Genomic DNA, 9,635 nt, shown 5'->3' with positions numbered 1-9,635 from the left:
CCCCGGCGGCACACCCCCAGCGGCAACGTTATGCGAGGCGGCAGGGCTTCGCGTCAGCTTTAGGGGTTGGCGGCAACGGCTACCACAACCAGCAGGGTTGTCCTCCCTGATCCAGGGGGGACGTTGGTTACGGGCGGTGGTACTGGTGATGAGTGGCGGGACGTTGGCAGTGCTGCTCTGGTTGGTCCCCATCCACCGGGCGTGGCAAGCCTCCAGTCAAGCCTTTTTGTTGCTTAACCCGATCGAGACGGCAGCCGATACCCAGGAACGGCGTGACCTCATCACAACCTTTACGGTATTGCTCACCCAAGCGCAAACCCTAGCTCCCTGGGAAGCCTATTACCCCTACCAGTTGGGCTGGAATTTGGGTAACCTGAGCCTGAAAACCAACGATCGTGCCGAGCGGCAGGCCCTCATCCGCCAGGGCATTACGGCTTTACAACGGGGAACCCAGGTATCGCCCTACCAGGAGTTTGGCTATACCACCCTGGGCTGGTTGTGGCTGACCCAAAATCCGGCGGCAGCGGCACAGGCCTTTCGACAATCGGTGCAGTTAGTGCCAGCCAAACGGGGAGGCTGGTATGCCCTAGGGGTGGCTTGGCTGGTTCAGGGGCAGCGGGAAGACGCGATCGCGGCCTTTACCCTGGAAATTCTCCGGGACCCCGTTTTGCTCACTAGCCCGGTCTGGCAAACGGAACCCTTAGGGAGTATCTACGCTGATGTCCTCAATGCTCTGGAGCAGTCCTATACCGAATTGCTGCAAACCCCAGGACTCTCGGCACGATTAACCGCCTATTTACACCAGTGTCGCGGTGCCCTGCGGTGGTGGCAAGGGGATTTGGCTGCTGCCCAAGCAGATTGGCAAACTAAGGGCAATTGGGTGAGTCAACAGGTGTTGGCCCTGGCGCTGGGGGATGAGGCCCAGGTGCGGGCGCAACTGCCCACCTTACCCCTGAGCGCCGCTAGCCACGCGATCGCCGCCTGGTTAACCCCTGACCAACGGCAGACGCTCCTCCTGCAAGCCTGGATTCGGGGTACCCGCGCCTTGCCCGATCCCACGCTGATTAAGGACGCCCTCACGGGCATGAATGCTGCCCCTAGTTTCGACACCTGGCTCAAGCAAGCTGCCCCCGTGCGCGAACTCCGACGAACCCGGACAGGGTTTGGCATCCTCAACCGCCATATTGATGGTCCCGCCCCGGTTGACTTTTTAGTGGTGGTGGAAAACCGAGCGATCGTCGATGTTTTCCCAGAGCTATTCCCCTCCTTATCCTATTTCCCAGAGTTCGATCGGCTCCTGCAACCCCAACGGGACCAGTTATTACGTTAGAGGATGTTTTCAAAGGGGGGGATCGCGGTTAAAACCGCGACTAGGAACTTCAGCATTGGGCCGTCCTCAGCGTTGTTGTACGTTGGTAGTGGCGACTTTAGTCGCCCAAACGACTGGTTTCTGGACTTTGCAAACACCCTCTTAGCAAAGTAGCGTTGGGATTATGAAAATACCTCAAAGGGAAGCGGCAATTCGCAAGTCTGTTTGAGGATTTGGATACAGTTCACGATCGCGCCTAAATGGGCAATCTCATAGCCGTGGGTATTTTGGGTTGGGAAACTGAGGCAGGCCGCACGGGGAACATGACCGAATTTCATCGCAATTGAACCATCACTCCCGAAGCCACTAATCGCCGCTAATTGAAGGGGAATATTCAGGCTGGCTGCGGCTTGGCGAATGTGGTCATTCAGATCCTCATCATACAGACCATAGCCATCCTGGGACAGCAAAACCGGGGCCTCACTATCCACAATGGGATATTCCGGTGCTAGGGGACAAATTTCCAGGGCAATCAGGGCATTGAGGTGCTGGCGCTGGCTAAAATAAAGGGCACCGATCGCGCCCACTTCCTCCTTCGCAGAGGCCACGAGGTAAACATCAACGGCAGGCATTTTTACCTGCTCCGCTAATGCCAGTAAGATGGCAACTGATGCCTTATTATCCAGCGTATAACTGGCAATATAGTCTTGGAGACGCAAGGGATGTTTCCGGTGTTTGCCAATCACAACACGCGTACCGGGGCGAATTCCCAACTCGGCGAGTTCGGCTGCCGATCGCTTGGTTTCTATCCAGGCATCTTCCCAATGTAGCGCTTTCTTTTCCTGGTGGCTACGTTGGGGTGACTCGTGGGAAACATGGCGCGAGCCAAAACTTAAAATACCGCTAATGGTTGCCCGATCGCCCAATAAATCAACAACGCCTTCGCCATAGACCCACGGGAAGGCTCCCCCCAATTTGCGGACCGCCACCCGTCCATCCGACTTGACTGTTTTCACGATCATGCCAATCTCATCCTTATGGGCTGTAATCGCGATCGCACGATCGGGGTTTTGACCAGGGAGCTTAGCAATCAGATTACCGGCCTCATCCTGCCAGTAGTGGACATGGAGAGTCGTGAGTTGATCGCGAATGACCCGATCGACTTCCCCTTCCTGGCCGCTGGGGGAGTGGTGCAAAACCAGAGTTGAAATAGCTTCAAACAAGCGATCGTAGATAGCTCGATCAGTCGCAGGTCCGAGAGTCATGGGATTACTTTTTCTTCAATTGACGTTGTTGAATTTGCTTGCTTTCCTCTAGGAGGTTGTCGAAATCAGCCTCAGCTAAGTTTTGGACATAATTCAACTTGAATTCTTCTAGGAAGTCTCGCATCAGCATTCGTAAATCCGCAAACATTTCTTTTTCTTGAATGCCAATGCCAAACTGTTTGCCAATACTTCGCATCAATTGATCAAATAACTCACTACCCTGGGGATCATCGGGTAGGGAAGCAACGGCATTGTAGGCGGACTGGGGACCTTCAGCAATCCAAATAGTCAATTGTGTTGCGAGTTGCTCGGCTAACTGTTGGGAGAGGTTATTGATCCCCGGAACATTGCCCAGGCTTTGATAGAGGGGAGATTGCCGTAAAGCCATTGTCACATTATGCTTCATCCAGGCTTCCAGATCGGGCCGTACCTGGGGCAACACCTGACAAGCCGTAATCTGTACGAGGCGTTTACTGATCTCCTCCATCTCATTCACATCATTCACGGAAATATAGGCTTGGGAGGCCTGCCGGAAAAAATCACGGATGACGGTACCTTCCTCAATCACATTTTGAAGTTGGCTGATCACCTGGACGACGATCGCTTCCGTTAATTCATTCCCGATCGTGGCGACAAACCCACGGCTCACTTGGGCACGAATTGGCTCTAGCTCAATGAGTTCTGAGGCATCCAGCCGAATGGTGACCGGAATAACTCGTAACCAGCGCCAGATTGGCAAAATCAGGAAAATATCATACCAACGCCAGAGAAAAGCATCGAGAATGCTAAGACTATCAAAACGACGATAGATCAATAGGGTTCGACCGGTAATGTCAACAACAAAAATTAAAACGAACCAGCGATCAATCCACCAGAAATTATCAAAAAAATTACCATCTTCGCCAAATCGACGAAAATAGTTACTAGCAATGAGGGGGCGTATCTGGGTATCAAAGAAACTAATTTCTTCAAAGGCTCCGTGTTGTAATAAATACGTCTCGCTCCAGAAAATATAGAAAGATTGGGTAGCCGAATCATTGCCCACCCGATCGCGCATCCGATTCTTGATTTGCTCCAGAGTGCCAGTCTTATTAACCAACTGGAAGGGGTTGTCCCGAATCATTTGGGCACTCAACTCTCGCAGGGTTTGCAAATCACTCGCGGTTTGGGGAGATTGTAGGCCGGATTGGACAATATTTACCTTGAGTTGCTCGAATACCTCGATATACCGTTCGGTTTCGCGATGGGGTTCAATGCCTTTGATCGGATCATACAGTTGGGTGAGGCGAGGAAAATTATAAAAATAAAAACTACGCCAAGGGATATAGCTCATGTCAAATAGCACCATGCCCAAATTCAATAAGGCAATTAGGGCAATAATGCGGTTATACGTGAGAACAGTAAACCGCAGGTACGGGTTTTTTTGTTTCTTTTTCTTCTTCTTAGCCATGATTTTATATACAGAATACAATCAGCCTTTTTGGCTAATTATTTTAATCAATCTGTTTTCAATCTAGAGCAAAAAAAACAGAATCCAGGCTATTATCGCACTGCCGATCGGGACCGTTAAATTGTCAAGCCCCCATTTCGAGAAGCTTTCCAAGCCCGTCGCCGTTAGGGCGATCGCAATGGCACTCACCCAGATTTGCCAGCCGTTACCCATCACTCCCCACAGCACCAGGCCACTCACCAGCCCACTCACGATCGCCATTGTTAGCGATCCTTCCCAACTTTTTGGCATCCCCCAAACGGTATAGCGATGTTTACCCAAACGTTGCCCACACAACCCAGCTAGCCCATCCCCCCAAGTCATTACCAACACACCCAGTACGGCAAAGTGGGGGGCAGATTGCCAGAAACAAGCGATCAGGACGCCAATACTGATGGCATAAAACACTGTACCTAAGCTCTGCCGCCCGATCGTGTCCAGACCGGGCAGCAGGGGATAGCGGGACGAAAACAAGGCCAGCAAGCTAAAGACGATCGCCGCCCCAATCCCCATCCAGGCAGGCACCTGCAACCACCAGGCTAGCAAAATGATATTGCCTGTCCCGATATGGACAGCCTTGCGCACCAGTTCCGGCTCGGCCTGGACACCGTAGCTCAGGCCCATCGCGATCAGACCGATCGTCCCTAACCAGGCAACGACAGCCCCAATCTGCACCCAAACCCCAGGCAGGGTCTCTGTGGAAAAAACGGTTGTCAGCACCGCGTACCCCTATCCATCCAATCTGTGGTCACTGTACAGAGCACCTCGAAAAAACACCTATTTTCGCAACTGTGCCCACGCAATTATAAAGGGTTGAGGCAGGCAGCTCCGCCGCCCACCTCTATGAATCAAGGCACCCGACAGGGATTTTTGCCCTGTTGGGGTAGAGTTGCCTCCACGCTGATCGGGGTTATCAGGGGCTAAGTCGTAAACTCCAAAAGGAAAGTTGTCCACTTGGCATGGCTTTCCACCTGAATGGTTGCCCCTAGGCGCTCGGTAAGTTTTTTGACGAGGGCTAATCCCAATCCAGTTCCACCATGTTTCCACGGGTCATGATTGGGAATACGGTAGAACTTATCAAAAATCCGATCGCACTCCAGTGGCGGAATCTCTACACCGGAATTACTAATCCCCAACTGAATTTTAGCGATCGGGTCCCCTGGACGCGGGTCCGATCGTGAGGTGGGAGAATCGGTCAGCGACCGGGCAAAAATCCGAATAGTTTCACCCGCCGGGGTATATTTACAGGCATTGTGTAATAACTCCCCCACAATACGTTCCAAGGCAGCCACTTCCGTTTTCAGGACGAGGTGGGTGGGTATCTCTACCTGTAGTGTCTGATGCTGTTGCCGAGTCCGCTCCATAAAGGCACTCGCCATATGGTCGATCCAACTATGTAGGGAAATGGGACTGAGTATGGGCGCTTCGGTGCTGGCATCTAAGCGCGTGAGATCGAGCAAATCGTTAATCAGGCTAATCTCCCGCTGGCACTCTTCCCGCAGGATTTTAAAGTAGCGGCTGAAGGATGTCTCTTTCTCCCCATCTAGAATACCCTGCCGCACCAACTGTAATTCCAGCATTTGCGTGGCCATCTTAATATTAGCCATAGGCGATCGCAGTTCATGGGAAACGGTACTGAGAAAATCATCCTTAATTTGGCTCAGACGTTCCAATTCCTGCACCTGCCCCAGGGAAGCTTGGTAGAGTTGCGACTGGCGCAGCGCGATCGCCGTTTGCATGCTAATTTGACGCAGAAGGTTCACTTCCCATTCCTGCCACACACGGGGCGCATGATTTTGATAGGCAGCCAGTAAGCCCCACAGTTAATCCTGCACAAAAATCGGCGCGATCGCGTAGGCCCTCGCCTGAAATTGCTCTAACAACTCAATGTGGCACTGCCGATGCCCCACCGTATAAATATCGTTAACGGCGAAGGTTTCATTATTTTTGTAGCGCCCCCCTTGGGTTTCCTTGAGGTAGGTATCCTTCCAAATCGGTTGCACATCTTGCCCTACGAGGGGCGTCCAGCCTGTCCCCACGGATTCCGCAATAAAACTCCCATGCCAGTCCGTATTAAATTGATAAACTGCAACCCGATCGGCCTGGAGCGTTCGCCGGGTTTCCGTCAGTACCGTCGCTAATATCTCATCAATATCCAGGGAGCGGTGAATATTTTGCACGATCACCCGTAGCAGGTGTTCCTGTTCGACCTGTTGTTGCAAAGCTTGGGTTCGCTCCTGGACCCGTGCCTCAAGCTCCCGGTTGAAGGCTTGCAGGGCCGTTTCCGCCCGTTGCCGCTCAGCGAGTTCCTGTTGGGATTGTTGGTAGAGGGCAGCCTGTTGAATTGCGATCGCCAAATTATCGGCCACGCGGTGAAGTAAATCGGCTTCGTCGGCCTGCCAGTCACGATAGTCATGGCAGGCATGGGCAATCAGCAACCCCCACACCTGCGGCTGGGTAATGCCTTCTCCCTGCGCTTGGACGATCGGGGCGACGATCTTGGCCTTGACCGCCACCTCGGCCATAAATTCGGTCAGACAACTGGCCCACGGATCGATCGCTACGTTGGGCACAATGCGGGGCTGGCCCTGGCGATAAAACTCGTAGCAGTCATCCGGGAAACATTCATCGAGCCAGCGCATTTTCTCGGTCACCGGGTAATCCGGAACTACCGCTTCCGCAACCACAATCCCCGACCCATCCTGGTGCAGTTGAAAGATCAACACCCGATCAGCGTGGAGAACCTGCTGCACCTCCTGGACCGTGATCGCTAAAATTTCTGCTAAATCCAGGGATTGCCGAATGCGGTTGGTCATGGCTGCTACCAGTTGCTCACGGCGGGTTTGCTGGTACAAAGCGGCTTCGGCTTGTTTCAGCCGGGTAATGTCGATCGCGACCCCCAGGATTTGCCGGGGTGCGCCGCTTTCTGTGCGGTTCAAAATGCGATCGCGGCTCAGCAGCCAGCGGTATTCCCCTTGCTTGTGTCGCATCCGATACTCGGTTTCCAGCATTTCCCCATCTTGTAAGTTGAAACACCGCTGATAGGAAACCCATTGCCCGGGCAGATCATCGGGGTGCACCAGGGTTGGGAACAGCTCACTACCCATTGCTTGCACCTCAGCCGGTGAATAACCAAGCACCGCTTCAACTTGGGCATTGACATACACGTTACGATTCGCAACCAGATCGTAAATGTATAGGATTGCAAGGCTGGATTCGGCAATTTGCTCGGTAAATTGCTTTTGTTTCTGTAGCGCGATTGCCGCTGCCTTACGATCGCTAATATCCAGTAAAATCCCCGCCATGCGGACGGGTTGACCATTGTGATGAAAACACTGGGCCTTGGCAATGAGCCATCGACTTGATCCATCGGGTAAAACGACTCGATATTCCTGCTCAAAGTCGCTGCCAGTGCGCAGAACTGTTTTCAAATTCGCTTCTAAAGGACCAATGTCCTCCGGGTGAACCACGCTCCGAAAAACTTGGTAATTAGGTGTCGTTGTTTTGGGGTCCAGTCCCAACAGGACAAATAACTCCTCATTCCAAGTCAATTGATCATGCACAATATCCCAATCCCAGGTGCCCACATGGTTCAGGCGTAGGATCAATCGTTGCTGCTGCTCAGCCATCGCAAGGGCTGTTTCAGCCCGTTTCAAATCGGTGATATCATGGACTACAATCACGACCCCTGTTACGGTATTATCCAGTTCCACATAGGGCGAAAAGCTGGCCCGCACAAAGCGATCATGGCCATCGGCATAGTGAATCCATTCTTGCAAATAGGCAATGTGTCCTAATAGAGCTTGATCAAGGCGTGGCTTTAGGAGCGTTTGGAACACCTCCTCCCCGAATAAATCACTCACCGAATGGCCAATGATCTCTTCATAGGTTTTATGATTCCAGATGGTATATGCCTGGTTAACAATTTGGTAGATATAGTCGCGATCGACAAGAGCAACACAATCAGAAATGGCTGCAAAAATACGTTCATATTGACGTAAGGCTAAATCAGAATCTACAGACATCTTGGGAGAGGTTAGCTGTTTTTTAAGTACTGTCTTTAGGGAAGTCTAGTTCCTTGAGGTGGGTAGCTCCATCGCTCGCTTCAACCTCTTATGTTTACGTGAGTGCAGTTGCGAAAATCGGCATTTTTAGAGATATCTTTTACTAATTTCATTTAGCTAATTAAGAATTAAGATATTTCTTAGAGTTTCTATATGCGACTACTCATTATGATCCGTTAACGGTGTCTGTCAACTTGAGCGAACTATCCAGTCTGGCGATACCGCTGGTGCCTATTTCAGTAAAGGGATGAAACACCCTAACACCCACCCACATAACCTAACCTAATGCGGTGATCGTTAGTACCCGCTTTCTAACTCTATAATATCGTCTTCGTCACCCCACCCACAGGGGTAAGGTGCCTTCCCCGATCGCATTCCCCTAATTCGGCATCTCCCCCAGGAGACGCCGTCGATTCGGCTACAATGGGAAACAGTGCTTTCATCACTACTTGCGACTATATGCATACAAAAACAAAGCCGGATTGGGCCGGGGAAGACGCTTTATCCCAGTTTGTGAATTGGCTGATTCAGACGAAGCCCCTTTATGCACTGATGAAGCAACAGGCCCGTCAGGTGTTAATTAAAACCGCCGAAAAAAACGGAATTTCCTGGCGGCAGACCTGTCAGGACTTAGAAGCCTCGGCAGCCAAGTCCTTGTTAGCCACGATGACCAATCCGGAGGTCACCTACCCCGATTACTATCAAGTGCCCTTCCACGCCTACGATCGCGGCAACCTTTGCTGGGAAGCTGCCTTTGAAGCAGAACCGGCAACCTATGCGATGGCCCTGCGGGTGTGGCCCCAGGCATCCCTCACCTGGCAAGCGGCGCAGGCGCGGCTGCGATCGAGCTTTCACCAAGTTTTAGCGGCCTATGGTCCCGCTGAGGTGCGGGATATCTTAGATGTGGGGTGTTCGATCGGCATTTCCACCCTAGCGCTCCATCGGTTTTATGCCCAGCGCCAAACGCTCCCACCGCGCACCGTCGGCCTGGATCTGTCTCCCTATATGCTAGCGGTGGCCAAAGTGCGGGATACCCAAGGCGAAATTGCCACCTGGCTCCACGCCCAAGCCGAAGCGACGGGGCTTCCTGATGCCAGTTTTGATCTGATTACCCTGCAATTCCTCACCCACGAACTCCCCCACGCCGCCACCCAGGCGATTCTCCAGGAAGGGTTACGACTGTTGCGATCGGGGGGATATCTCGCGATCGTGGATAATAATCCCCAATCCCCGGTTATCCAAAACCTACCCCCGGTCCTGTTCACCTTGATGAAAAGTACCGAACCCTGGAGCGATGAGTACTATACCCTGGATCTGGAAGCCCTCTTGGCAACCGTTGGCTTCACCCACCAGGTTACCGTCGCCAGTGACCCTCGCCACCGTACCCTGATCGCCCAGAAGAGCGTTTAGGTTGAGGAACTGGATTCCCTGGTGTCCACGCGACCCCCCCGCACGTCTCAACCCAGACAAATGGAGGCCCCTGTCATGGCCCGTAATGCCCGTCGCAC

General features: G+C 52.5%; 7 protein-coding genes. 2 read left to right on the top strand and 5 right to left on the bottom strand.

Annotated features, from left to right (window positions below; all coding sequences use genetic code 11):
• A partial coding sequence (locus tag ACWIUF_RS07030; RefSeq protein ID WP_448571575.1) for a hypothetical protein occupies nt 1-1,330 on the top strand: 1,330 nt, incomplete at its 5' end.
• Nucleotides 1,331-1,491: 161 nt separating this feature from the next.
• Here ACWIUF_RS07030 and ACWIUF_RS07025 read toward each other — a convergent pair.
• The 5 genes from ACWIUF_RS07025 to ACWIUF_RS07005 form a co-directional block, all read right to left on the bottom strand.
• Nucleotides 1,492-2,574 (bottom strand): M42 family metallopeptidase, encoded by a 1,083-nt coding sequence (locus tag ACWIUF_RS07025; protein ID WP_448571574.1) that lies wholly within the window; start codon nt 2,572-2,574, stop codon nt 1,492-1,494.
• 4 nt (nt 2,575-2,578) lie between these two features.
• The gene (locus tag ACWIUF_RS07020) at nt 2,579-4,024 is read right to left on the bottom strand and encodes a hypothetical protein (RefSeq protein ID WP_448571573.1); all 1,446 of its coding nucleotides are present in this window, start codon (nt 4,022-4,024) and stop codon (nt 2,579-2,581) included.
• Nucleotides 4,025-4,087: 63 nt separating this feature from the next.
• A complete protein-coding gene (locus ACWIUF_RS07015) occupies nt 4,088-4,783 on the bottom strand; it encodes a diacylglycerol/polyprenol kinase family protein (protein WP_448571572.1) in 696 nt (231 codons plus the stop codon).
• Between the two features lie 200 nt (nt 4,784-4,983).
• Complete coding sequence (locus tag ACWIUF_RS07010; RefSeq protein ID WP_448571571.1) at nt 4,984-5,826, bottom strand: sensor histidine kinase; 843 nt, start codon at nt 5,824-5,826, stop codon at nt 4,984-4,986.
• Between the two features lie 60 nt (nt 5,827-5,886).
• Nucleotides 5,887-8,088, bottom strand: a complete 2,202-nt coding sequence (locus ACWIUF_RS07005) for a PAS domain-containing protein (protein WP_448571570.1) — start codon at nt 8,086-8,088, stop codon at nt 5,887-5,889.
• Nucleotides 8,089-8,586: 498 nt separating this feature from the next.
• Between ACWIUF_RS07005 and ACWIUF_RS07000 the strand changes: the two genes are divergently transcribed.
• Nucleotides 8,587-9,537 carry a class I SAM-dependent methyltransferase gene (locus ACWIUF_RS07000; RefSeq protein ID WP_448571569.1) on the top strand — a complete coding sequence of 317 codons (951 nt, stop codon included), beginning with the start codon at nt 8,587-8,589 and terminating at the stop codon, nt 9,535-9,537.
• The last annotated feature ends 98 nt before the right edge of the window (nt 9,538-9,635 follow it).

It is taken from the genome of Trichothermofontia sp., from assembly GCF_053493415.1.
The sequence above is the reverse complement of the archived record's forward strand: the minus strand, read 5'-3'. Positions and strand labels throughout refer to the sequence as shown.

Excerpts from the sequence above, each read along its gene's own strand:
- ACWIUF_RS07025 (WP_448571574.1), bottom strand. The coding sequence starts at position 2,574 with ATGACTCTCGGACCTGCGACTGATCGAGCTATCTACGATCGCTTGTTT.
- ACWIUF_RS07020 (WP_448571573.1), bottom strand. The coding sequence starts at position 4,024 with ATGGCTAAGAAGAAGAAAAAGAAACAAAAAAACCCGTACCTGCGGTTT.
- ACWIUF_RS07005 (WP_448571570.1), bottom strand. The coding sequence starts at position 8,088 with ATGTCTGTAGATTCTGATTTAGCCTTACGTCAATATGAACGTATTTTT.
- ACWIUF_RS07000 (WP_448571569.1), top strand. The coding sequence starts at position 8,587 with ATGCATACAAAAACAAAGCCGGATTGGGCCGGGGAAGACGCTTTATCC.